The organism is Curtobacterium pusillum, assembly GCF_007680845.1.
GTDB lineage: Bacteria > Actinomycetota > Actinomycetes > Actinomycetales > Microbacteriaceae > Curtobacterium > Curtobacterium pusillum_B.
Window position 1 is genome coordinate 297750 of record NZ_VEIY01000003.1, and the last position, 25117, is coordinate 322866.

Genomic DNA, 25117 nt, shown 5'->3' on the forward strand with positions numbered 1-25117 from the left:
TCATCCGCGCTCCCCCAGCTGCGGGAGCACCGGGGCGATCGCGGTGGCACGGTCGTCGTCGGGTCGGCGGAGGGCGCACCCGTAGCGGGTGACCTCGACCACGGCGTCCCACCGGCACGGGATCGTCCCTGTTCCGGGGACGAGCACGACCGTGGTGGGCTCGGAGCCGTCCGGCGGGATCGCTGCGAGGACGGCGGTGCCGGGCGGCATCGGCGGGCGCGGTGTGGGTGGTGAGCCGGGGTCGGGCGCGGGCAGGGTCCCGGCGTCGGGCGCGGGCAGGGTCCCGGCGTCGGGCGCGGGCAGGGTCCCGGCGTCGGGCGCGGGCGGGCTCGCGACGTCGGGGGCGCCGGCTTCGCGGACGTCGGGAAGATCGGCGGTGGCAGTGGTGCGGCCGCGGGCGTGGGCGTGCGCGCCGGCCGGTGTCGCACGCGCCCGCAATTGCTCCCCGACCGCGTGGAACACCGCCACCGCCAGCGCGCCGCACCCGACCACGACGACGTGCACCGGACGGTCGAGCCCGAGCTCGGCGGGCCGGCCGTCGGGCGTCGCACCGAGTACGACGACCCCCGAAGCGCCCGGCCCCACCAGCGTGGGCACCGGCAGCAGTGGCCCCGTCAGTGGTGACCCCGGCAGCGGCGGCGGCCGGACGACCACCGCGACCCGCTCCGCGTCACCCCGGTCCTGCGCCCCGCCGCGCACGAGCAGGACGTCCAGCAGAGCGCAACACACCGCCGCGCCGAACACCACGGCCCGCGGAGCCCCAGCGACCGGCGCGAGGACACCGACCACGGCCAGCACGATCGCCGCCCCGACCAGCACACAGCGTGCGACGAGAGGACTCATGCCAACAGGACACCACCGAACCGCGCAGCGTCAGTGTTCCCGGAGCGACTCCGTGGACGAAGCACTCCGGAGATCCGGCTGTGGAGGACGAAGCGAGATCGTCACTGGACGAGGAAGAACTGCTCCCCGATGTCCACCCGAGCGCCACGCTCCACGCGGTATCGGCGACCCGGCTCGCACCGGCGGATCGACCCGTCGATGTGCCGGACGACCGTGCCGTTGCCGGAGAACCGGTCGGACACCCACAGATCGTCGCCGTCGCGCCCGAGCTCGAGGTGGGTCTTCGACACGGACTTCCCCGGGTCGTGGACGGTCAGCAGGTCGTCGAACCGCTCGCCGGGTTGCGGCCGCGGCAGGCGTCCGACCAGCCCCGTGCCGTGGACGCCGAACCGCTCGCCGGTGCTGAAGTGCAGGACGAACGGTGCGCGGGTCGGGGTCTTCGAGACGATGCGGGTCTCGTCGACGTCGTCCTCGAGGTCGCCGTCGTCGTCGAGGTCGGCGTCGGCGCTCGTGGGAGCACCGTCGGCCGGCGGGAGCGGCACGGCGGTCCGGCCCCCGTCGGGCAGCGGCGGGAGTGGAGCCGCGGTCGGGGTCACGTCGGGGAGCGGCGGGAGCGGAGCGGCGGTCGGGACCACGGACGCCGCGGAGCCCGTCGGAGTCGGCACGGACGGCGGCGCGGTCGCCGAACCGGGCACGGGCGGCACGGTCGGCTCGGGGCCGGAGGGCTGCTCCGAGGACGGCGCTGCGTGCACACCCCGGGGGCGCGAGGGCGTCCGCGGCGTGTCCTCGACCGGGTCACCGCCGCCGTTGATCCAGTCGGGCAGCGGGTCCGGTTCGTCAGCGGGTGTGGGGTCCGTGTCCGACTCGGCATCGTCCTGCGCGACCAGGTCGTCCTGCGCGACCGCATCGTCCTGTGCGTCCACATCGTCCGACCAGTCGTCGGCTGCCCAGTCCGGCCGGTCCATCGGGAGCGGCACGACCGGCCCGGTGAACGCGGCGGTGACCGCGGGGCGCACCGCACCGCACTCGGCGCAGAAGATGTCGTCGGGCTCGAGGCGGTGCCCGCACACGTGGCACGTCGACGCCTGCGACCCCGGGGTCACGAGCGGTGCCGGGCGGAACGGTCGACGGTCGACCAGGGGCTCCACCACCGCGGTGTCGCCGGGCCGGGCGGGCTCGGGCTCGGGTATCGCTGGTGCGACGTCCTCGTCCGTGGGCCGTGCCGATTCGCTACCGGCGGCACCGGGATCCGTGCTCGTCTTCCCGGCATCCGCGGTGTCCGCCGAGCCGTCGGCGTCGGCCGGAGCGGGCGGACCGGCGGGCGGAGCGACCGCAGGAGCATCGGACGCGACGTCCGTCTGGTCGTCCGACGCCTTGGAGCGACCGACCCACCACGAGGGTCCGGCGGGCGCTGCTGCGGGCTCCTGGGCGGCGGGCGGGGTCCACACCGGTGCCGGGGCCTCGGCAGAGGGAAGGTCTGGGGTGGCCGCGTCGGGGGTGGCAGTGTCAGGGACTGCGGCGGACGCCGGTCGCTCGGCGATCCGGGTGACCTCGGGGTCCTCGTACTCGTCGACGACCGACGGGTACGCCCCCGGGTCGAGCGGCGGCTCGGCGGCCGGATGCTGCCGCTGGGTGTCGGTGTCGGTATCGGTGTGGGACGCGTGCTCCGACGAACCGGACCGGCCGGTGACGCCGGACAGCCCGGACCCGCCACCGTGCACGTGCGTCGGCGCACTCCGCGGGGCCACGTCGGCGGGCCGCTGCACCGGGACGGGTGCCGGCGGCTGCTCGTCACGACGATCCGCGCCCGTCAGCCAGGCGCGGGTGGCGGGGTCGAGGGTCGCCTCCGGCAGCCAGGCCTCGGTCGCCGGGTCGTCACGGCGCCCGTGGACGTCGGGCTGTTGCAGCGGAGGCGGCGGCGCCTGCTCGACGGGGGTCGGCGCTGCCGGACGTCGGCCGGCCGCTGCGGTCACGGCTCGTCCGCACTCACCGCAGAAGATCGCCCCGTCGGGGAGCATCGATCCGCAGTGTTCGCATCTGATCACGAGTTCCGCCCGTCCTCACTCGGCCGTCCACGACGCTCGCCGGCCTGCAGGCCATCGTAGTCGCGCCCTCGACCGGGTCCCTCGCCGCCCGTGTCACGGCCACGGCGCGCACCGGACGCGCCGCCCACCTCGGCGCGGCGCAGCGACCGGAGGGACACCGCGGCGCGGATCCGCTCCTTGCGGGTCCGGCCGGCCCGCAGGCTCGAGATCGCGTCGTCCGTGGCGGACCACATCCGGTCCGCTGCGGTCACGTCCGCCTCACTCGGTCCGAACACCGAGCGGTCCGCGAGCGCGGCGAGGCCCGATCCGCCGTCGCCAGGAGCGCCGACGACCGCCTCGCGTCGGGTGGCGGCCCGGGCGACGTCGTGTCCGCGGTCCACGAGGGCGTCGCGGTACTCGTCCCAGGCGCCGACGATGCGACCCCGGGGCGTCGGAGCCCGTCGCCGACGCCGACGCCGGATGCGCTTGAGCAGCACGATGACGCCGAAGGGCAGGAGCACGAGCGCGACGAACCCGAGCGTCGCGAGCACCCACGGGAGCGCGGCGAGCAGGATCTGCAGCCAGAGCGGCTGCACCGGCGGCGTGTTCCGGTCGCTCTGCGGCGGCGCCTGCTGGGACTGGTCCTGCTGTTCGGCCGGCGGCGGCGGCACCACGGTCTCGGGCCGGGTCACGGGCTGTGGCGTCTGCTGCTGTTCGTCGGGGATCTCCCGGACCGCCGGGTTCGGGTCGATCATCACCCAGCCCCACTGCGCGGTGTCGACCTCGATCCGGGCGGTGACGTCGGACCCGCGGAACGTCGTCGTGGCGCCGGAGGTCGACCCGGAGTCCGCACTCCCCCCGGCGTCGCCCCCTGCGGTGAACCCCATCACGACACGAGCGGGGAACCCGAGCTGGTCCGCCATCAGCGCCGCGGCCGCCGCGTACTGCTCCTGGTCCCCGATCATGAGCGGCGACGTCAGGAGTTCCTCGATCCGGTCCGCGCCGTGCCCGGACCGGCTCGCCCGGTCGTCGCCGACGCCGTGGCTCACGTAGCCGTTGCGCTTGAGCGCCTGCACCATCGCGACGAGCTTCGCGCCGTCGGTGTCGGCGTCCGCCGTGTACGCGTCCACCGTGTCCCGCACCGCGTCCGGTACCGATCGTGGCGTCGGCACGGAGGCCGTTCCCGGGCGCGCGGACGCCAGTTGCTCGTCCGTCGGCTGCTCCGGGACGACGGCCGTCAGGTCGTACCGGGTCCCGTCGGCGACGCCGCCGACGACCGCGCCGGTCCCCGTCGAGGCGTTGTAGTAGAACGCCCCGCGCTGCTTCTCCGCGTCGCTGCCAGTGAAGTCGACGTGCTCGAGGTCGCCGACGGTCGGCAGCCAGACGCCGCTGTACCCGTCGACGGTCACGCCCACGCGGACCGTGGAGCCGGAGACGCCGCGCACGTCGACCGAGGTGGGGACGCGCTCGAACGTCCCCGACGACGTCGACCCGTCCGCCCCGCCGACGCGGTACACGACACCGTCGTAGGTGTCGAGCGTCGCGATCCGGAGGAACCCGTTGGTCGGCAGCCCCGTCACGCGCAGCTGCGCAGCGTCGGACTGCGTCTGCTCCTCGTAGGCGCGGAAGCCGCTCAGCGGGCTGACGTAGTCGCGCGGGTCGAACGGCCGGACGACGTCGGTCCGGGCCACCGTGCGACCCACCGAGGGCGGCGCGATGAGTCCGAGTCCCGTCGCGACGACCGCGGCAGCGACGATCGTCCCGGTCCCGACGAGCGCCGGCCGGAGCACCGACCGCGCGACGGGCACCCGGGTGCCGATCGTCGTCGCCACGGCGACCGCGCGCCGCGCGTGCCGCACCGTCAGTGCCCACACCAGCGCGACGCCGGTGAGCGCGACCGCCGTCACGATCGACGTGTCCAGCCGGCTCGGCCCGACCACGACACCGGCCGCGAAGACCACCAGCGCCGGGATGCTGGCCAGTTCCTGCCTGGAGGCGCGGGTCGCCACGCTCACGGCCGTCACCGTGGCGACGAGGAGCGTCGCGAAGTACGGGACCAAGAGCGATTCGTACGAACCGACCGGGAGACTGATCGTGACGAGCCGCTTCCACCCGAGCGCGACGCCCGCGAAGAGTTCGACGAGCCCCGGCCCGGTCGGGAGGAGCCCGGCGGCGGACCCCGGCACGGCCGCCGGGACCCCGGTCAGCGTGAAGACCGCGACGGTCGCGACCGCGACGACGGCCGTCGGGAGCCGGAGCACCGTGCCGACGAGTGCCACCAGGGTGCCGAAGACCACGGCGGTCACCGCGGCGACGATCATCGAGTCGTCGCGGTACACGGGCCACCAAGCGACGCTGGCGACCGCGAGGAGGAGCCACACGACGAGCGTCCCGCCGGCCAGCCGGAACGGTGAGAGACGGCGGGCGTCGCGGCGGGCGTCGCGACGGACGGTCTTCCGTGCCCGGGTGTCCGGGCTCGCTGCGACGCTCACGCGGCCGACGCCGATCGGTGCAGCGCGTGCCGGAGGTCGTCGAGGTAGCCGATCGTCATGACGGTCAGCCCAGCGACACGGAGGAACCGGGGCTGTGCCTCCGGCTCGCAGATGACGGCGACGACCTCGACCCCGACGGGGAACCGGGTCGCCGCGAGTCGGAGGGCGGGGAGCTCGACGCTCGACCCGACCACGAGGAACGCGACCGAGATGCCGGCCGTGTCCGTGCCCACGATGCGGGCGACCTCGGCGATCGGCAGGCACGCGTCCGCCAGGCCGACCGAGGCGAACTCGTCGAGCAACCGCGTCGGGGTGACCGTGGGCAGCGGGTGCACGGCGTAGACCGGCCGCTTGGCGAACTCCGGCGTCCGCTCGGACACCACCACCGAGACCTCGCGGCCGTCCCGGATCGCCCGGGCGCCGAGGGAGGCCGCCGCGCTGACCGCGAGCTCGAACTCCTCGTCGTCGGCGAACTCGGCCCGGGAGATCCCGAGCGCGACGACCAGGTGCGACCGACGGGTGTCCTCGAACTGGCGCACCATCAGCGCCCCGGACTTCGCCGTCGACTTCCAGTGGATCGTGCGCGGGTCGTCGCCCGGCATGTACTCCCGGATCGCGTGGAAGGCGATGTCCGCCGGGGACAGGTCGGTGGTGGCCTGACCCTCCAGGTCACGCACGAGTCCGGTGCTCGTCGACGGGATCGCGATCGTCCGCGGGTGCACGATGACCTGCTCACGGGCGGTCCAGACGACCTCGCGGCGGACCAGGCCGACCGGGTCCGCCCGCACACCGGTCACCGGACCCACGTCGAGCACGCCGCGGCGCACCGTCGGCACCGGCACCTCGCGCTCGAACGTGCCCCGCGGCCCGATCGACGGGATCGCCACGTCGACCAGACCAGCGCCGACCGGGACCTCGACGGTCGTCGGGACCGACGGCAGGCGCACCGGGTTCTCCGCCGTCACCACCACACCGGCGGCGTCGCCGACCGCCACGCGGTGTTGCGGCAGCCGCATCCGGATGAGCAGCCGCGACCGCCCGATGAGGGCGACCGCGGCGACGACGACCAGGACCGCTCCCGCGAACCCGACGACGACGACCTCCCGCAGGCCGAACCGGTAGCCGAGCGCGAACGCGACGACCGTGAGCGCCGCCACCGTCCAACCCAGTCCCGTGACGACGGACGAGACCTCCGCCCACCCACGCTTGACGAGCCTCCAGGCCGTCGCCCATGCGCGCGCGAGACCGACGACCGCGTCCGCGGCCACACCGTCCCGGTCCCCCACGAGACGGGTCCGGACGTTCGTCAGGCCGGCGACCGTCCCCGTGCGCTCGTACGCCGTCGCCCAGCGACGCGACCGCGTCGAGGACGGGCGGCGCGACCGCGTGGAGACGGGCCGGCGGTCGGTCACGACGCGGACCGGTCCGCCGGGGGCGGGGTCTCGACGAGCAGCTGGGCGATCACGCTGGTGGCGCTCACGCCGTCGAACTCGGCCTCGGCGTCGAGGACGAGCCGGTGCGCGAGGATCGGGACGGCGAGGGCCTTCACGTCGTCCGGCGTGACGTAGTGCCGGCCGCCGAGGGCAGCGAAGACCCGCGATGCGCGCATGAGCCCCATCGCGCCACGGACGCTGACGCCGAGGCGGACTTCGCTCGCCGCGCGCGTGGCGTCCACCAGACGAGCGACGTAGTCCGCGATCACGGGGTCGACGTGCACCGTGCGGGCGAGCGCCGCCATCTCCGTGATCGTCGCCGCGGGCACCACGCTGGCCAGCGGCACCGAACTCGACGGTGCCGACGATGTCTCGAGGATCTTCACCGTCGCCGCGTGGTCCGGGTAGCCGATCGACGCCTTCATGAGGAAGCGGTCGAGCTGCGCCTCCGGCAGGCGGTAGGTGCCGGCCTGCTCGACCGGGTTCTGGGTCGCGATCACCATGAACGGTGCGGCCAAGCGGTGGTTCACGCCGTCGACCGTGATCGCGGACTCCTCCATCGCCTCGAGCAGTGCGGACTGGGTCTTCGGGCTCGCGCGGTTGATCTCGTCGGCGAGGACGATGTTCGCGAACACCGGGCCGCGGTGGAAGTCGAACTCCTGCGTCTTCTGGTCGTAGACGCTGATGCCCGTGATGTCGCCCGGCAGCAGGTCCGGTGTGAACTGGATGCGGTTCGTCGATCCCTGCACGCTCTGCGCCATGGCCCGGGCGAGGCTGGTCTTGCCCGTGCCCGGGACGTCCTCGAGCAGCAGGTGGCCCTCGCTGAGCATCGCCGTGACCGCGAGACGGATCACGAAGGTCTTCCCGAGGAGCACCTGCTCGACGTTGGTCACGATGCGGCCTGCGACGTCGGCGAACCAGGTGGCCTGCTCCGGGGTCATGCTCATGCGGTGTCGTTCCTTCGGTGGTGCGTCGTTGGTCGTGGGCGCGCTACTCGGAAGCGTAGGGCGTGTCGGGCCCGTCGCTCAGTTGCCGGACGGTGGAGTCGCATCAGTGGGGGTCGGAGCGGGATCGAGTTCGACGGGATCCGTCCACGAGCCTTGCTGCGCGCCGGAGGAGTCGTTCGGAGCATCGACGCTCGCGCGGATCCGCACCCAGTAGCCGCCCGCGGGTGTCTGCAACGCGTCGTCGGGCGTCCACCCCGACTGCGAACCGACACGACCGATGCCGGTGTCGCCGACCACCGTGCCTGACGCGTACCACTCGATGTCGTACGTCACCGTCAACGTACCCGGGGGCGTCGACAGGTCGAGCGCCGAGGGTGTGGCTCCCTTGAGACCCACCACCGTCGAGATCGCCGCCGCGGTGATGTGCTTCCACTCGTCGGAGTCCTGGCAGAACGACCCGAGGGTCGGGCCGCCGCACGCTCGCACGACGACGTCGGTCTCGCTGTTGTAGCTTCCACCGGGCACGCCCTCCCACGAGCCGTTCAGCGTCTGGAAGCCGCTGCCGGGGTCGATCTCGTAGTGCAGGCCGGCGCCGGAGGCCCCGGAGGGTCGGCTGACGATCACCTGCCAGTGGTCCGCATCGGTGGAGTCGAGCCGCGTCTGGGCGTCGACCTGTCCGGACGGTGTCTCGTACGTTTGCGTGGTGGCGTAGTCGACGTTGCAGAACGTGCCGTTGCTGGAGACGACGGCGTACCTCGGGCTGCCGTAGCCGACCGCGTCGGAGACGCCGGATTGCGACCCGAGGTAGGTGCCGGACGGCGACTTGCAGTCGAACTGCCCGTCGACGCGGTACGCCGCGTAGGAGATCCCCGATCCGCCGGCGCTGTCAGCTCCGCTCCACGTGAGCGTCACGGAGGACTTGCCGCCGTTCGAACGGTCACCGACGGTCGCGGTGAGTCCTTGCACCTTGCCCGGCGTGCCGACCGCGGCACCCGTCGCCGACGCGGAGTTCCACTGCACCACCGTTCCGTTGCGGTCGGCACCGTTCCGGGCGGACACCGTCACCGTGTACTGCGCACCGCTCTGCGCGCCGGTGAAGGACGTGCTCGTGGCCGTCCCGACGTTCCGCGACGACGACAGGCCAGGGCCCTCGATCGTCACGACGTAGTTGCTGACCGGGGTCCCGTTGCTCGGCGCGCTCACCGCGTTCCAGGAGACGTCGAGCTGGTTCGGCGTGCTCTTGCTCGGCGAGACCGTGATGCCCTTGGGCGGCGCCGGCACGAAGTCGGCACTGACGGCGCTCGACTCGGCGGAGGCCTTCGAGTCGCCCACGGCGTTGGTCGCGACGACGCTGAACCGGTACGACCCCTTCGGGTCGAGACCGGTGATCGTGCAGACCGTCGCGGTGCCGCAGTCCTTCGAGACACCGTCGGTCCCCTGCAGGCGGTACCGCGTGATCGGCGAGTTGTTCGCCTGCGGGGTCGACCAGGTGAGCGTCGCCTGACCACCTTCGTAGGAACCGGTCCGGCTGGGCGCACCGGGTGCGTCCGGGACGTCCTGCACGGAGATCGTCACGTCGCCCCAGACGTACCGGTCGGGATCGTCGGTGGCGTCGGCGACCTGGTACTGCAGGTGCGCGTCGACCGGCTTGGCCTTGGCGGACACGCTGACCTGCAGGCGGGACTTGTCCGCGCTGGGCGTGACGGTGACGCCGCTGGGCAGCCCACCGCCGAGCCCGCGGATGTCGACGACGCGGAGCCGCTGCCCGGGGAACGGGTTCGTCGGCTCGTCGTTCTGGAGGACGTCGATCGTGGTGGTCTGGCCGCGCTTCGTCACCGACGAGTCGGCGCCGGGCTGCACGAGCGGTCGGGTCGAGGCGACGACGTCCACGGCGATCACACCGGAGCGCCCGGCGTTCGCGGAGTCCGCGACGCCGATTCCGATCGAGGCCGTGGTGTTCTTCTGCGCGGTGTCCGCCACCTTGATGACGACCGACTGGCCCGAGATCGTCGCGGTGGTGCCGTCGCTCGGCTTGCTGACGACCGAGTACCGGAGCTCCGGGAGGTCCTTCGGGTACGGGTAGTCGGTGAGCTTCGTCAGGTCGATCGTGCGCGACTCGCCGGGCTGCATGTCCACCGAGGAGCCGGTGAACGCCGGCGGCTGGTTGGACCGCGGCGTGACCTTCACCGGCAGGACGAGCGTGGCCACCCGCCCCTTGCCGCCGTTCGCGTTCGACCCGTCTGTGACCTCGAACGAGATCGAGGCGTTGCCGTAGTACAGCTTCGACGAGGTGAACTGCAGCGTCGAGGAGTCCACCACCAGGTCCTGGCCGTTCGCGTGTGTCGCCTTCACGGTGCCGTCGTCGGTGATCTTCGCGGTCTGCCCGTTCGCCGTCACGACGTACTTCGACAGCGGGATCCGCACGGTGGCCTCGCTCTTGACGGTGATGGCCCCGGCGGTGCGGTTGATCTGCGGCAGGGCGTCATCGAAGCCGGGCACGTGGATGAACCCGTAGGACACGATGTCGGGGTGGTCGATCCGGGCCACCGAGAACGGGATGACCTGCGAGTCGTCGGTCAGGCGGACGACGATCCGCTGGTCGTCCGTGGCGCGGGCGTTGTCGCCGTAGCCGTCGACGACGCCCACCTTCAGGTCGGCCGCCGTCCCCTCGGCGAAGAACACGTTCTTGAGCACGTCGACGGTGACGCTCTGCCGGTGCAGGATGTCCTGCAGGTCGAGGGTGGTGTCGTCGACCTCGGGACGGAGTGGCTCCGCGTCGGGGTCGACGGTGACGGTCAGGAACGCGGTGCTCGCACCACCGTTCTCGTTCGCGACCGTGTAGAGCACGGCGAAGTCGCCGCGCTCCGCCGTCTTGGGCGGGGTCACCCGGATCTGCTGCTTCTGCAGGACCTTCGCCGTGACGCCGTCCGCGGTGGGTTCGGCCTTCGTGACGGTCAGCTGCCCGCCCTCGGGGTCGGAGTCGTTCTGCAGGACGCGGACGGTGACCGATCCGCCGGGACGGATCGTGACGTGGTCGGCCTCGGCGACCGGGTTCGACGCCTGTTCGGCGCGCGGTGCGATGCCGACCCTGACGGTCCCGGTGGCGCGCGCACCGAGCGCGTCGACGACGGTGTAGGTGAACTCGTCGGTCCCGGCCGAGTAGTCGCCGGCCTCGTACGTGAGGGCGTCCGCCGCGACGTCGGTCACGGACCCCTTGTCGGGGTTCGAGGCCACGCCGACCAGCTGCACGGAGTCGCCGTCGGGGTCGATGCCGTTCAGCGGGACCGACACCCGGACCGACTGGCCGGCGACCACGCGGGCCGTGACGGTCTGGGGCACGGGCGGGTTGTTCGTCGCGGCGTCCCGCTCGCGCACCGAGATCGACACGGTGGCGTCCGCGTACTGGCCGTCCGGTCCGGCGACGCGGTACACGGCGGTGTAGTTGCCCGGTGTGTCCGGAGCGAGGTAGCGCAGGTGGTCACCGGAGACGAAGAGGAGGCCGCCGTCGCCCGGGACGTTCTGCACGAGGTCGGGCTGCAGGGTGAGCGGCTCCCCCTCGGGCTGGGTGTCGTTCGCGAGCACGTCGATGTTCGCGACGTCACCGACCCGGACCGTCGCGGTGTCGGGTTGCGCCACGGGCGGCTGGATCCGGTCCGGCTTGGGGATCTCGACGACCGTGACGGTGCCGACCGACGATGCCAGCCCGTTGGTCTCGGTGTACCGGAACGACACCGGGCCGTCGAGCGGCGCCGTCAGGGTCACCCGCACGGTGTGTTGGTCGAGGATGCTCGCCTGCACACCGGACCCGCGGTCCGGTCCGTCGAGCGCGGTCACGAGCAGCACACCGCCGGCGGGGTCGATGTCCGTCGCTGTGACGTCGGTGTCCTTCGTCGAGAGCGTGTTGACGAACACGGTCTTCGGCGTGGTGATCGGTGCGGTCGAGGCGTCGGGCGGGGCGAGGATCGTGATCCGCACGATGCCGCTCGTGGTCTTCGTGCCGTCGGTGACGGTGTACTCGAGCTGGTGGTCGCCGGCTCGGGCCCCCAGTACCCGGAAGGTGCCGGAGTCGTAGCTCGGTGTGACGGTCAGCTCGGAGGCCGAGGACACGCTCGTCAACGTGACCGTCCCGTTGCCGCCGCGCACGTGGTCGAGCGGATCGACGCTGAACGCCTTGCCCGCGTAGCCCTGCACCGGGAACGGGTCGGCGTAGAGGGGAACGCTCCCCTGCTTCGCGACGTGCACGGTGACGGAGCCGCGACCGTCGGCGCGGCCGTCGCTCACCACGAGCTGCACGGCACGGTCGCCGGTGCGCCCGCTCGCGTTGCGGTAGTCGAGGAGACCGTCCGGGGTGGTGGACACCCGGTCGCCGTCAGCGGCCGTCGCGGACTGCAGGTACACCGGATCGCCGTCGGGGTCGACCCAGTCGCCGAGCACGTTCGTCACGACGTGCCCGTTCTGCACGACGTCGGCCGAGGTGTCGCGCACCTGACGCGGCGGGTCGTTCGCCGAGTCCGGTCGGACGGTCACGGTCACCGTCGCGGTGTCCGATCCGCCGTTCCCGTCGGTGATCGTGTACGGGAAGGTGACGGTGCCCGTCGCGCGTGCGGCGAGGGTGATCTGGAGGCGCTGGCCGTCCGCCACGATGGCCACGTCGCCGACGGCGTCGGCGATGCTTCCGACCTCGCTCACGACGATCGGGTCGCCGTTCGGGTCGTAGTCGTTGAGCAGGACCGGGAGGCTCGTGGTGCGTCCCGGACGAGCGCCCAGGTCGTCGTCGACCGCCACCGGCGGCTTCTGGTCCTTCTCGATCTCCGGATCGTCGTCGGACACCTGCTCCTGCTGCTGGTCCTCGTCCTTCTTGATGAGGTCGGACCAGTTGTCGATCAGCTGTCCGCTGCGGTCGATCGCCCAGGAGCGTCCGCTCTGCGGGTCGTTGGCGACGACGGTGCGGCCGTTGTGCAGGATCTGCAGGTCCCCGGTACCGGCGGTGCTCGCGAGGCGCTGGAGGCCGCGGCCGGCGCAGGTGTCCATCGCTTGACCGCCCGCCCACGCGGCGTAGGTGCAGGACCCGACGACAGTGGGCCGTGCAGCCCGCCCGGACACCTGGAGCGCGGTGCGCTCGACCTGCCCGGACGCCGAGACGTGGACGATACCGGCGGTCCCGGCGACGACGACGTCCGACGAGTCGTCGGACGACCGCTGGAGCGCCGGCGACGCACCGACGCGGGCGCCGAGGTCGACGGTGTCGCCGTCGACCGAGATCTCCCCCGAGGTCCGGTCGAGCACGGCGAGGTGGTCCCCGAACGACGCCACCTGCACGTCGTCGCCGCGGTCCGTCTTGACCGTCCAGCGCTTCGCGACGGTGAGCGTGCTGCCGACGTCGACGAGCGCGGCCGTCCCCGTCTTCGGCGAGTACACGGCGACGTGGCTGTCCGACGCGTCGAAGACCGCGTCGGCGCCGAGCGTGAGGTCGGCCTTGGTCGACGCGTCGAACTCGCCGAGGTCCTTCGCGGGGGTCGCCCAGACCTCCCCGGTGTCGCCGTTGCCGATCACCGCGGTCGACCCCGCGAAGAAGACCTGGGGTGAACCGGCCGGCAGCGTGACGGGGTCGGCGACGGTGGCGTCGGCGACGTCGACCTTGGCCACCGTGCCCTTCGTCTCGTCGACGCTGTAGACGGTCGAGCCGCGCTGCAGGACGGACAGGCTGTCGCTCGCGGTCTCGACCGCGGTGTTGAGCTGCAGGACCCCGGTGTTGGCCCGGCCGACCGCGCCGTACTCGGCGGAGGGGACCCAGACGGTCCCGTCGCCCAGGTCGACGCGCTGGGTGTGGTACCCCGTCGAGGCCATCGCCGCGGCAGCGACGACCGCGCCGACCACCACGGAGGCACCGATCGTGACCGCTGCCGAGCGGTGCTTGGCGAGGAACGCCCGGATCACCCGCCGCTCCCGATCGTCGCGCACTTCTGTGCACTCGCGACGCCGGTCTTGCCATCACGGTTCACCGCGACGGCGATGCACTGTTCGTCGCCCTTCTTCCCGGAGACGACGAAGCTGGTGCCCGTCTGTTGGCTCGCGGCACCGTTCGACGAGATGACGTAGGTGTCCCCCGTCCGCAGTCCGGGGTCCGGCCAGGTGAACGTCACCGAGGCGGCGGACGACGACGCCCGGACGTCGGCGACCACGGGGATCGCCCCGGCGCCGAGGCGTCCGACCACGATGACCGTGGCGACGGCGAGGGCGGCGACGACCAGGACGGCGACCGAGCTCACCCACACCAGGGTGGACCGCGAGCGTCGTCGCGCTCGGGTGACGGAACCGGTCCGGTGAACGGTCCCGACGCTCTGCGCACCTGCTGCGGACGTTCCCCCCTGCAGGGTCTTCCGGGTCCGGCGGCGTGCACCGACGCGGGTCGGCGGCTGCAGTTCGCGGACCATCGTCCGGTCGCCGTCCGGGCTCGGGGTCGCGATGGCCCACGCCTCGACGGCCACGTCCGCCGTCGTCTGCGGGATGCCGAGCTCGGCCTCGACCTGCTGGAAGCCCCGGACGAGCTCCATCACGGTGGAGGGACGACCCGCGACCTTGCGGGACATCGCCGCGGCGAGCAGCCGTTCGAGCGAGGGCGGGACGTCCGTGCGGCCGGTCGGCTTCACGCCGCCCTTGTCGATGCGCCCCATCAGGTCCGCCGCGCCGTTCTTGCCGCCGCGCACCTCGAACGGACTCCGTCCGGCCAGGAGTGAGAAGACCGTCGCGGCGAGGGAGTACACCTCGGACTGGATCGTGCCGCGGGACTCGTCGATGAGGACCTCGGGCGCCGACCACGGGATCGACATCCCGATCGGTTCGTCGGGGTCCGCTTCGCCGATCGTCGCCGCGATGCCGAAGTCGGACAGGACCGGGTTGCCGTAGGCGGTGAGGAGGATGTTCGACGGCTTGATGTCGCGGTGGAGCACGCCTTCGCGGTGCGCCGTCTCGAGCGCGGAACCGATCCGGATCCCGATCGCCAGGACCTCGGAGACGGGGATCGGTTCGCGCCGGTACCGCTCGCTGAGCGACGAGGAGCAGAGTTCCATGACGAGGTAGGGCCGGCCGTCGGAGGCGACGCTCGCCTGGAACACCGTGAGGATCGACGGGTGCGTGCTGAGGCGTGCCATCAGGTTCGCCTCGGCCTGGAACATTTGCCGGACGCGGTCGTCGACCACCTCGTCGAGGAGCACCTTGACGGCGACCTGCCGACGCGGCATGTCCTGCTCGTAGAGGAAGACGTCCGCGAAGCCGCCGGAACCGAGGACGTGCACCGGGCTGAAGCCCGCGATGACGGGCGGGGTGGACGGCAGGCGTCGCGCCATCGTGCCCTCCTCCCCGGCCGAGCGGCCAGCTCTCTCGTCACGGCCATGCCATTGTACGAACCGCGTGTGACCGACATTCCGCCCGCGGTCCTGCCCCGGAGTCCGTCGGCGCCCCAGTTCGGGGGCCACTCAGTGGCGTGGGAGCGTGTCCTCCGCGTCGCCGTCGTCCGGAGCATCGTCCACCTGCAGCACGACGACGGTCACGTTGTCGCGTCCACCGGCCACCACGGCGTCGCCGACGAGACGCTCCGCGAGGCCCTGCGCCGACGGCACGCGCGCGGCGATCCGTCCGATGCCGGCGTCGCCCAGCTCCTTCGTCAGGCCGTCCGAGCAGATGATGTAGCGGTCCCCGGCACGGAGCGGCAGGGTCCACCAGTCCGGCTCCGGCGGCTCACCGAAGCCCACGGCACGCGTGATCACGTTGCTGTCCGGGTGCCGCTCGGCGTCTTCGGCACGGAGGAGGCCGGCGTCGACCATCTCCTGCACCACCGAGTGGTCGACGGTGACGCGACGGAGCACGCCGTCCTCGATCCGGTAGGTCCGGGAGTCGCCGACGTTGAACACGAGGGCCGCCGGCTGCCCGAGCGACGCGACCAGCGCGATCCCGGTGACGGTCGTCCCGGCGCCGATCGCGTTGCCGCCCGCGGCTCGCTCGATGTCCGCGGTGGCGAGCAGGAGCGCCCGCTGGATCGACTGGCGGGTGGTGAACGGGCTCTCGATCGCCTGCTCGAGCCGCCGGACCACCGCGTCGCTCGCGCGGTCACCCGCGAGGTGCCCGCCCATCCCGTCGGCGACGACGAAGAACGGTGCACCGACGATGTAGCTGTCCTCGTTGTGGTCGCGGCGGCGGCCGACGTCGGTCGCCGCTCCCCAGGACAGCGTCAGGGTGGTGCCGTCGGCACCGGGGACGTCGATGGCGTGCGCAGTCGCTGCTCGGCCGAGTTCGGTCACGTTTCAGGGTCGCTCTCTGGGGGTTCGGGGCGTGCCGGTCGGCGGGTCTGCCGGCCACGTGGGACGGGGTGGGAGGTCTCCCGACGCTGGTGCGATCCGCAGGTGCGGCGAGAGGATCTCGATCACGTTGCCGTCGCCGATCTCGACCACCGTACCCGTCAGCACCACGTTCGAGGCGCCCGCGGGCATCCGGAAGGGCGCGGCACCCGCCGGCCGGACGACCGTGCCGTTGGTCGACCGGAGGTCGTCCACGACTGCGGCTTCCCCCTCGGCGTGGAGGAGCACGTGCGACGAGGACACCTGACCGCTCGGCGAGGGCACGGTCACGAGTTCCGGCGTGGGCCCCTGCACGATCCGCGGGAGGCCGGGGCGACGGCCCACGATCACGGGGCGGTCGAGACGGAGGGTGCGGTCGCCGACCCGGATCGACGGCACTCTGGTCGTCGGGGCGGGGGCGCTGACCGCCGGGTCGTCGGCGGGAACGTGGAGCGCCCGCGGCGCGGCGGTCGGCCGGACGAGGGTGTCCTCCGACGCCGACGCGTCGGGCGGCACCGGACGGATGACCGTGTCACCGAGGACGTGGTCCGCGAGGTCGGCGGCCCGCGGCGCGCGCGCACGGCGGACGACGGTGTCGTCGATGTCGTCGTCGCGCAACCGAGCCCTCCAACCGTGGTCGACACCACCGTAGACGATCCGGTCCGCCGGTCGTCACCGCCGCTCCCACGCGGGGCCGGTCCCCGCTCGGACCGACCGCAGCACGAGGCCCGCGAGCGGGTCGTCGGCACGGGCCTCGAGCGCGTACTGCGCCCGCGTCTGGGCTCGGGCTACCGACCCGAGGGCCCACGAGCACCACGACGCGATCGCCAGGGCACCGGCGGCGCCCGACGCCGTGTCGGCCGACGGGTCCTCGGTCCGCCACCACCGCCAGGCATCGGCGCACCGGTCCCCGGCGATGCGGAGCCGCGCGCGGTCCGGTTCCGGCCCGAGCCCACGGAGCGCCGGTGGCGTCGGGTCGAGGAACGGATCGAACGCGGCGACCGCGCGGGGGTCGGGGCAGTCCCGAGCCGAGAGGAACGCGATGAGGGCGAACCGCGTCGCGAGCGCGGCGCAGGCGGTCAGCACGGCGATCGACGCCGTCCTGGGCATCGGCTCGTCGCCGGCGGCGACGAGCGCGCTGCAGGCCGCGGGGAGGGTGACTGCTGCCGCGATCTCGCGCGGGTAGTGCACTGGGGCGTCTGGCCGGGGGCGTGTCGTGACGGGGATCATGCACGACATCGAAACGCACGCCGCGCCTCCAGTCCGGGCCGACGCCACCATCTGTGGAACGGAGGCGACCAGTCGCTCCTGTGGAGGACGAAGCGCCGTCGTCAGACGGCGACGGGGTCGAGACTCTCCGCGACGAGGTCCCACGTGCCGTCGTGCTCCTCGAACACCACGCCGTGCGATGCTGCCCAAGCGAGCAGCTCGGGCATCGAGTCCACCTCGGCACCCGTGCGGGCGAGCAGTCCGACGAGTCGACCCTTCGCCGTCTTGTTCCAGTGGTTGAGCGCCTTCCGCCGTCCGGATCCGTCGACGCTCACCACACGCAGCACGACGGCGGCCGGAACAGGACCGAGCTGCCGGTACCCCTCGGAACGCAGGTCGAGCACCAGGCCGTCCGCCGTCAGCGCCGCGAGGACACGGGCGGACGCCGCGGGCCAGTGCGATGCGAGCCGGGGCGAACCGAGTCGCGAGTCGTGCGACAGACGGTAGGCGGGGATGCGGTCACCGCCGCGGATGGGTCCGAACATCGCGGACTGGACGACCACGTGGTCGAACCACCACGCGCGGGTCGCAGCGTCCGCGCCGAGCGTGGCGAGCGGGTCGTAGAGGACCCCCGTGTACCGGTCGATCGCCGGCAAGGTCGGTGACGTGTCGAGCGCGAGGTTGCGGAAGCGCTCCGCGATCGACTTCGGGCCGAGCTTCAGGGCCGTCCGCGCCGAGGACTCCTCGGAACTGACGGAGCGGGCCGCGGTGATCACCGCGGCCCGCTCGTCGGACAGTTCCGGGAACGACAGCGCACGCAGGTCGAGCGTGCGGTCCGTGTCCCCGCCCTCCCGCTTCGTCTCCGAAGGCGGGAGGAGGACGGTCAGTCCGGTCAGGACGCCAGCGCGGCCTGGCGCGCCACGATCGTGACCGTGTCGTGCTCGACCGACAGGAAGCCGTCTTCGGCATCCGCGGCCACCGTCGAGCCGTCGGCCCGGGTGATGCGGACCTGACCCTGCGCGAGGGTCGCGAGCAGCGGCTCGTGCCCCGCGAGGATGCCGATCTGGCCTTCGGTCGTGCGTGCGACGACCATGGTGGCGTCGCCCGACCAGACCTCACGGTCGGCCGAGACGACGCTCACGGTGAGTGCCGCCATGTCAGCGGTTCTCCTTCTGGATCTGCGCCCACTTCTCTTCGACGTCGTTGATGCCACCGACGTTGAAGAAGGCCTGCGTGGCCACGTGGTCGAACTCGCCGTCCGCGATCGCACGGAAGGACTCGATGGTGTCCTTCAGCGGAACGGTCGAACCCTCGACGCCCGTGAACTTCTTGGCCATGTAGGTGTTCTGCGAGAGGAACTGCTGGATGCGACGTGCGCGCTCCACCGTGATCTTGTCCTCTTCGGAGAGCTCGTCGACACCGAGGATGGCGATGATCTCCTGCAGCTCCTTGTTCTTCTGGAGGATCTGCTTGACGCGCGTGGCCGTCTCGTAGTGGTCAGCACCCAGGTACCGGGGGTCCATGATCCGCGAGGTCGACGTCAGCGGGTCGATCGCCGGGTACAGACCCTGCGACGCGATCTCACGCGACAGCTCCGTGGTGGCGTCGAGGTGCGCGAACGTGGTCGCCGGCGCCGGGTCGGTGTAGTCGTCGGCCGGCACGTAGATCGCCTGCAGCGAGGTGATCGAGTGACCACGCGTCGAGGTGATGCGCTCCTGGAGCACACCCATCTCGTCGGCGAGGTTCGGCTGGTAGCCCACCGCGGACGGCATGCGACCGAGCAGCGTCGAGACCTCGGAGCCGGCCTGCGTGAAGCGGAAGATGTTGTCGATGAAGAGGAGCACGTCCTGCTTCTGGACATCGCGGAAGTACTCCGCCATCGTCAGCGCCGACAGGGCCACGCGGAGGCGCGTCCCCGGCGGCTCGTCCATCTGGCCGAACACGAGGGCCGTCTTGTCGAAGACACCCGCCTCTTCCATCTCACCGATGAGGTCGTTGCCCTCACGGGTGCGCTCGCCGACACCGGCGAACACCGACACACCGCCGTGGTCCTGCGCGACGCGCTGGATCATCTCCTGGATGAGGACGGTCTTGCCGACGCCCGCACCACCGAAGAGGCCGATCTTGCCACCCTGCACGTACGGGGTGAGGAGGTCGATCGACTTGATGCCGGTCTCGAACATGGAGGTCTTCGACTCGAGCTGGTCGAAGGCCGGGGCCTTGCGGTGGATCGGCCAGCGCTCGGTGATCTCGAGCTTCTCGTCGGTGTTGAGCACGTTGCCCAGCACGTCGAAGACCTTGCCCTTGGTGACGTCGCCGACGGGGACCGAGATCGGAGCGCCCGAGTCACGGACCTCCTGGCCACGGACCAGACCGTCGGTCGGCTTCAGGGAGATGGCGCGGACGAGGTCGTCGCCGAGGTGCTGTGCGACCTCGAGGCCGATCTCCTGCGACGAGTCACCGATGGTGATGGTCGTGAACAGGAGGTTGTACATCTCGGGGATGGCGTCGTGCGGGAACTCGATGTCGACGACGGGACCCGTGACACGGGCGATCCGTCCGACACCGGGCGCCGACGACGTCTCGACCGCGGTGGTGGCGGTGTCGGTCATGGCTGGTGCCTTCCTGAGGGGTTCTGTCCGCGAGCTGCGCGGACGACTACTTCTTCTTCGACGAGAGGGCGTCGGCGCCGCCGACGATCTCGGAGATCTGCTGGGTGATCTCGGCCTGTCGAGCGTTGTTCGCGAGACGCGTGAAGTCGCGGATGAGCGAGTCGGCGTTGTCGCTCGCAGCCTTCATCGCCTTCTGCCGTGCGGCGTGCTCGGAAGCAGCCGACTGCAGCATGGCGTTGAAGATGCGGCTCTCGATGTACACCGGCAGCAGTGCGTCGAGCACTGCGTCGGCGTCCGGCTCGAACTCGTACAGCGGGAGCGGCTCGTCGTTCGACGGAGCCTCGACCCCGTCGACGACCTCGAGCGGGAGCAGCCGGACGACCTGCGGCTCCTGCGTGGCGAGGCTGAGGAACCGGTTGAAGACGATGTGGATCTCGTCCACGCCGCCCTCAGCGGTGTCCTGCAGGAACTTCGCCACGACGGCGTCCCCGATGGCCTTCGCCGTCGAGAACTCCGGCTGGTCGGTGTTGCCGACCCACTGCTGCTCGGACGCACGCTCACGGAAAGCGAAGTACCCGACGGACTTGCGCCCGACCAGGTAGAACACGACTTCCTTGCCCTCGCTGCGGAGCAGGGAGGCGAGCTCCTCGCCCTGCTTGAGGACGTTCGTGCTGAACGCGCCGTTCAGGCCGCGGTCCGACGTGAACAGCACGACGGCTGCCCGCGTCGAGGACTCCGGCTCGGTGGTCAGCACGTGGTCGACGTTCGAGAACGTCGCCACGGCCGACACCGCGCGCGTCACGGCCCGCGAGTACGGACCCGACGCGGCCATGCGGGCCTGCGCCTTCTGGATCCGCGACGCGGAGATCAGCTCCATGGCGCGGGTGACCTTCTTCGTGGTCTTCGCCGACTTGATCCGCTGTCGGTAGACCCGGACCTGCGCTGCCATCTAGCGACGACCCTTGACGATCTGCTCCTGGTCCACGTCGTCAGCCGAGGCGGCTTCGACGTTCTCGGACCCGAGCGTCTTGCCGTCGCCGGTCTGGAAGCTCTTCGTGAACTCGTCGATCTGCTTCGACATCTCGGCGACGGTGTCGTCGCTGAGCTGGTTCGTCTCGCGCAGGGTCGTGAGGACGTCGGAGTTGCGACGCAGGTGGTCGAGCAGCTCCGACTCGAAGCGCAGGACGTCGGACACGGGGACCGTGTCGAGCTTGCCGTTGGTCCCGGCCCAGATCGAGACGACCTGCTCCTCCACCGGGTACGGCGAGTACTGCGGCTGCTTGAGGAGCTCGGTCAGACGCGCACCGCGGTCGAGCTGGCGACGCGACGCCTGGTCGAGGTCGGACGCGAACATCGCGAACGCCTCGAGCGAGCGGTACTGCGCGAGCTCGAGCTTGAGCGTGCCGGAGACCTTCTTGATCGACTTGACCTGTGCGTCGCCGCCCACTCGCGAGACCGAGATGCCCACGTCGACCGCGGGACGCTGGTTCGCGTTGAAGAGGTCGGACTGCAGGAAGATCTGGCCGTCGGTGATCGAGATCACGTTGGTCGGGATGTACGCCGAGACGTCGTTCGCCTTGGTCTCGATGATCGGGAGACCCGTCATCGAGCCGGCGCCGAGCTCGTCGGACAGCTTCGCGCAACGCTCCAGCAGACGGGAGTGCAGGTAGAAGACGTCGCCCGGGTAGGCCTCGCGCCCCGGCGGACGACGCAGGAGGAGCGACACCGCACGGTAGGCCTCGGCCTGCTTCGACAGGTCGTCGAAGATGATCAGGACGTGCTTGCCGGCGTACATCCAGTGCTGGCCGATGGCCGAGCCGGTGTACGGGGCGAGGTACTTGAAGCCGGCCGGGTCGGAGGCCGGAGCGGCGACGATGGTGGTGTACTCCATCGCGCCGGCGTCCTCGAGCGCACCCTTGACGGAGGCGATCGTGGAGCCCTTCTGACCGATCGCGACGTAGATGCAGCGGACCTGCTTGTCCTCGTCGCCGGACTCCCAGTTGGCCTTCTGGTTGATGATCGTGTCGATCGCGATGGCCGTCTTGCCGGTCTGGCGGTCGCCGATGATCAGCTGACGCTGACCACGGCCGACGGGGATCATCGCGTCGATGGCCTTGATGCCGGTCTGGAGCGGCTCGTGGACCGACTTGCGGGCCATGACGCCGGGCGCCTGCAGCTCGAGGGCACGACGGCCTTCGGAGACGATCTCGCCGAGACCGTCGATCGGGGCGCCGAGCGGGTCGACGACGCGACCGAGGAAGCCGTCGCCGACGGGGACCGAGAGGACCTCGCCGGTGCGGGTGACTTCCTGGCCCTCTTCGACGCCGGCGAACTCGCCGAGCACGATGGCGCCGATCTCGTCTTCGTCCAGGTTCTGCGCGAGGCCGAGCGTGCCGTCCGCGAAGCGGATGAGCTCGTTCGCCATGACGCCGGGGAGGCCCTCGACGTGGGCGATGCCGTCGCCCGCGTCGGTGACGTGCCCGACCTCGGCCGTGGAGGCCTTCGTCGGCTCGTAGTTCGAGACGAAGTCCTTCAGGGCATCACGGATCTCATCGGGGCTGATGGTGATGTCTGCCATGGGATTTTCCTTGTTGGTTTCCGGGGCTGGTGGGCTCCGAGAGGGTGATGCTGCCTGACTCGGCAGTTCCCGTTGTGGACTTGGGAGGGGCGGCTTCGACCGTACGCTCAGCCGGCGAGCTGGAGCCGCAGCTCCGAGAGACGCGTGGAGACGGTGCCGTCGATGACGTCGCCGCCGATCTGCACCCGGACCCCGCCGACGACCGAGGGGTCGACCACGTGGTTGATGCTGATGTCCTTGCCGTACTTCGCGGACAGGCCACGAGCGACGCGCGCCGCCTGACCGTCCGAGAGCGGGGTGGCGGTGATGACGGTCGCGACGAGCTTGCCCGCCTCGTCGGCCACGATGCCCGAGGCGTCGCGGACGAGCTCACCGATGCGACGACCGCGCGGCTGCTGCACGAGGTGCGACAGGATCGCGATGGTCTGCGCCGAGGCCTTGCCCGCGAGCAGCCGCTCGACGAGCGCGGTCTTCTCGGCCGGGCTCCCGAGCTTGGTGCCGAGCGCGAGTTCGAGGTCGGCGTCCGAACGGACGGCGGTCTCGAAGGCGAAGAGCTCGGCTTCGATCGAGGTGTCCGACGAGGCCGAGGCAGCGATCGCGCGGATGCCCGCGTCCTCGATGCCGACGAGGAGGTCCTGGTGGGAGGACCAGCGCGAGCCGGCCACCGCGGTCAGGACCGCACGCGTCGCGACCGACTGGCCGGCGAAGACGCGGTCGATGACGACCTTCTTGCCGGCCGGGTCGGCCGTCGGGTCGGACAGCAGACCGAGCAGCTGCGGCGCACCGGCGATCGCACGCCCTGCGGCGAGGATCTCCACACCGACCCCGAGGTCGGCTGCACCGCCGAGGTCGGCGAGCACCCCCCTCGTGGAGGTCAGTGCGGTCCTGGTGGCACTGCGCATGCTCAGTGCTCCCCGGCCGGCGTCGCCGACGAACCCTGCGACGCCTCGAGGTCAGCGAGGAAACGGTCCACGACCGCGGCCGACTTCGCGTCGTCCTTGAGCGACTCCCCGATCACGCCGGACGCGAGGTCGAGGGCGAGGGTGCCCACCTCTGCCCGGAGCGACTGGACCGCGCTCTGACGCTCGGCCTCGATCTGCGCCTGCGCGTTGGCGGTGATGCGTGCGGCATCGGCCTGCGCCTGCTCGCGGAGCTCGTTGCCGATCGCGTTCGCGTCGGAGCGAGCCTGCTCACGGATGCGGGATGCCTCGGCGCGGGCCTCGGCGAGCTGCTTGTTGTACTCCTCGAGCGCGGCCGCGGCCTGCTCCTGAGCAGCCTCGGCCTTCTTGATGCCACCTTCGATGGCCTCGGTGCGCTCGTCGAGCATCTTCGTGATCCGCGGGATGATGACCCGCCAGAAGACCAACAGGATGACGACGAACGCCACCGCGGACCACACGATGTCGTACAGCGGCGGTACGAGGGGATTGTGCGTCTCCTCCGCCGCGATGATGAGTGCGTTCTGCATCGAGAGGCCTTAGTTGGTGAAGATGAAGTACGTCGCGATACCGATGAAGGCGAGGGCCTCGGTGAAGGCGATACCGATGTACATGAGCGTCGTCAGACGGCCCTGGAGCTCCGGCTGGCGAGCGACGGACTCGATCGTCTTGCCGACGACGATGCCCACGCCGATGGCCGGGCCGATCGCCGCGAGGCCGTAGCCCACCGTCGCGATGTTGCCAGAGATCTCCGCGAGAACGGTCGTTGCGTCCACGTGTTTTCCTTTCAGGATGCGGTGCGGCGGTGTGCCGTTCCGTATTGGGGGTCAGTACAGGTCGTTGGTCAGTGCTCGTCAGCCAGCGCGAGCTGGATGTACACAGCGGTCAGCAGCATGAAGACGTACGCCTGCAGCAGCGCGACCAGGATCTCGAAGAAGCTGAACGCGATGCCGAACGCGAGCGTCCCGACTCCGAACACCTTGAAACCGAGCGAGGCGTCGAAGAAGAAGAACTGCGTGGCAGCGAAGAACAGGACGAGCAGCAGGTGGCCGACGACCATGTTCATCAGGAGTCGCAGCGTCAGCGTCACCGGTCGGAGCACGAAGGTCGAGACGAGCTCGATCGGCGTCACGATGATGTACAGGTACCACGGCACTCCGGGCGGGAACAGCGAGTTCCGGAGGAAGGTGCCGGGGTGCTTGCGCAGACCCGCGTAGATGAAGGCCACGTAGGCGACGATCGCGAGGATCATCGGGTACGCGATGCGGCTGGTGCCCTGCAGGTTGAGCCCCGGGATGAGACCCGTCAGGTTCAGGAACAGCACGGAGAAGAAGATCGTGGCGAGGAGCGGGAGGAACCGCTTGCCGTCCTTCTCGCCCAGGTTGTCGAAGGTGTTCCGGCGGACGACGTCGAACGCGTACTCGATGAGCGCCTGGCCACGGCCGGGAACGAGCTTGAGCGAACGGGTCCCGATGATGCCGATCAGCAGCAGGACCGCGACGGCGATGAACCGGATGATGACGAGTCGGTCGATCTCGAAGGGCGTCCCCGCGAAGAAGATCGCATCCGGGAAGAACTCGTTGATCGACGGACCATGGAACTCGGCGGCCTGGCTGCTCCCCGCCGCGACGGGGTTACCCGCAGCGGTGAGGGACAGGGGAAGAGCGTGGGATAGCAGCGCTGTCTCCTGTGTCGGCGCGCGCACGCA

Annotated in this window: 19 protein-coding genes; all 19 read right to left on the reverse strand. The window is 71.4% G+C overall.

What is annotated here, in order from left to right; translation table 11 throughout:
• The 19 genes from FS825_RS09025 to atpB all read right to left on the reverse strand — a co-directional run bounded on the left by FS825_RS09025 (position 1) and on the right by atpB (position 25114).
• Positions 1–843: a hypothetical protein gene (locus FS825_RS09025; protein ID WP_144712189.1), complete on the reverse strand. Its 843-nt coding sequence runs from the start codon at positions 841–843 to the stop codon at positions 1–3.
• Between the two features lie 101 nt (positions 844–944).
• Positions 945–2888 carry a zinc-ribbon domain-containing protein gene (locus FS825_RS09030; RefSeq protein WP_144712190.1) on the reverse strand — a complete coding sequence of 648 codons (1944 nt, stop codon included), beginning with the start codon at positions 2886–2888 and terminating at the stop codon, positions 945–947.
• Entirely contained in the window at positions 2885–5359 is a 2475-nt protein-coding gene (locus FS825_RS09035; RefSeq protein ID WP_144712191.1) for a transglutaminase TgpA family protein, read from the reverse strand. Before FS825_RS09035 ends, FS825_RS09030 begins: the two co-directional genes overlap by 4 nt.
• Positions 5356–6771 carry a DUF58 domain-containing protein gene (locus FS825_RS09040; RefSeq protein ID WP_144712192.1) on the reverse strand — a complete coding sequence of 472 codons (1416 nt, stop codon included), beginning with the start codon at positions 6769–6771 and terminating at the stop codon, positions 5356–5358. The genes FS825_RS09035 and FS825_RS09040 overlap by 4 nt, the downstream gene beginning before the upstream one ends.
• Positions 6768–7739 (reverse strand): AAA family ATPase, encoded by a 972-nt coding sequence (locus FS825_RS09045; RefSeq protein ID WP_144712193.1) that lies wholly within the window; start codon positions 7737–7739, stop codon positions 6768–6770. Before FS825_RS09045 ends, FS825_RS09040 begins: the two co-directional genes overlap by 4 nt.
• Positions 7740–7817: 78 nt before the next feature.
• On the reverse strand, positions 7818–13700 hold the full coding sequence (locus tag FS825_RS09050; protein WP_144712194.1) for an Ig-like domain-containing protein: 5883 nt from the start codon (positions 13698–13700) through the stop codon (positions 7818–7820).
• Positions 13673–15085 (reverse strand): serine/threonine-protein kinase, encoded by a 1413-nt coding sequence (locus FS825_RS09055; protein WP_144712195.1) that lies wholly within the window; start codon positions 15083–15085, stop codon positions 13673–13675. The genes FS825_RS09050 and FS825_RS09055 overlap by 28 nt, the downstream gene beginning before the upstream one ends.
• Before the next feature lie 129 nt (positions 15086–15214).
• The gene (locus FS825_RS09060) at positions 15215–16036 is read right to left on the reverse strand and encodes a PP2C family protein-serine/threonine phosphatase (RefSeq protein WP_260981099.1); all 822 of its coding nucleotides are present in this window, start codon (positions 16034–16036) and stop codon (positions 15215–15217) included.
• Positions 16037–16039: 3 nt separating this feature from the next.
• Entirely contained in the window at positions 16040–16690 is a 651-nt protein-coding gene (locus FS825_RS09065) for an FHA domain-containing protein (protein WP_186377153.1), read from the reverse strand.
• Between the two features lie 54 nt (positions 16691–16744).
• Positions 16745–17302: a hypothetical protein gene (locus FS825_RS09070; protein ID WP_144712197.1), complete on the reverse strand. Its 558-nt coding sequence runs from the start codon at positions 17300–17302 to the stop codon at positions 16745–16747.
• Between the two features lie 101 nt (positions 17303–17403).
• Positions 17404–18177: a YaaA family protein gene (locus tag FS825_RS09075; RefSeq protein ID WP_313960538.1), complete on the reverse strand. Its 774-nt coding sequence runs from the start codon at positions 18175–18177 to the stop codon at positions 17404–17406.
• Entirely contained in the window at positions 18174–18437 is a 264-nt protein-coding gene (locus tag FS825_RS09080; protein ID WP_022905458.1) for a F0F1 ATP synthase subunit epsilon, read from the reverse strand. Before FS825_RS09080 ends, FS825_RS09075 begins: the two co-directional genes overlap by 4 nt.
• 1 nt (position 18438) lies before the next feature.
• Positions 18439–19893, reverse strand: coding sequence for a F0F1 ATP synthase subunit beta (gene atpD, locus FS825_RS09085; protein ID WP_065959250.1), 1455 nt, complete (start codon positions 19891–19893; stop codon positions 18439–18441).
• Between the two features lie 46 nt (positions 19894–19939).
• Positions 19940–20842, reverse strand: coding sequence for a F0F1 ATP synthase subunit gamma (locus FS825_RS09090; protein WP_144712199.1), 903 nt, complete (start codon positions 20840–20842; stop codon positions 19940–19942).
• On the reverse strand, positions 20843–22471 hold the full coding sequence (gene atpA / locus FS825_RS09095; RefSeq protein ID WP_144712200.1) for a F0F1 ATP synthase subunit alpha: 1629 nt from the start codon (positions 22469–22471) through the stop codon (positions 20843–20845).
• A gap of 107 nt (positions 22472–22578) precedes the next feature.
• Positions 22579–23373: a F0F1 ATP synthase subunit delta gene (locus FS825_RS09100; protein ID WP_144712201.1), complete on the reverse strand. Its 795-nt coding sequence runs from the start codon at positions 23371–23373 to the stop codon at positions 22579–22581.
• Positions 23374–23375: 2 nt separating this feature from the next.
• Positions 23376–23939 carry a F0F1 ATP synthase subunit B gene (locus tag FS825_RS09105; RefSeq protein WP_144712202.1) on the reverse strand — a complete coding sequence of 188 codons (564 nt, stop codon included), beginning with the start codon at positions 23937–23939 and terminating at the stop codon, positions 23376–23378.
• Positions 23940–23948: 9 nt separating this feature from the next.
• Positions 23949–24185, reverse strand: a complete 237-nt coding sequence (gene atpE, locus FS825_RS09110) for an ATP synthase F0 subunit C (protein WP_070416292.1) — start codon at positions 24183–24185, stop codon at positions 23949–23951.
• A 68-nt stretch (positions 24186–24253) separates the two neighbouring features.
• Positions 24254–25114, reverse strand: a complete 861-nt coding sequence (gene atpB / locus FS825_RS09115; protein ID WP_144712203.1) for a F0F1 ATP synthase subunit A — start codon at positions 25112–25114, stop codon at positions 24254–24256.
• Positions 25115–25117: the final 3 nt, after the last annotated feature.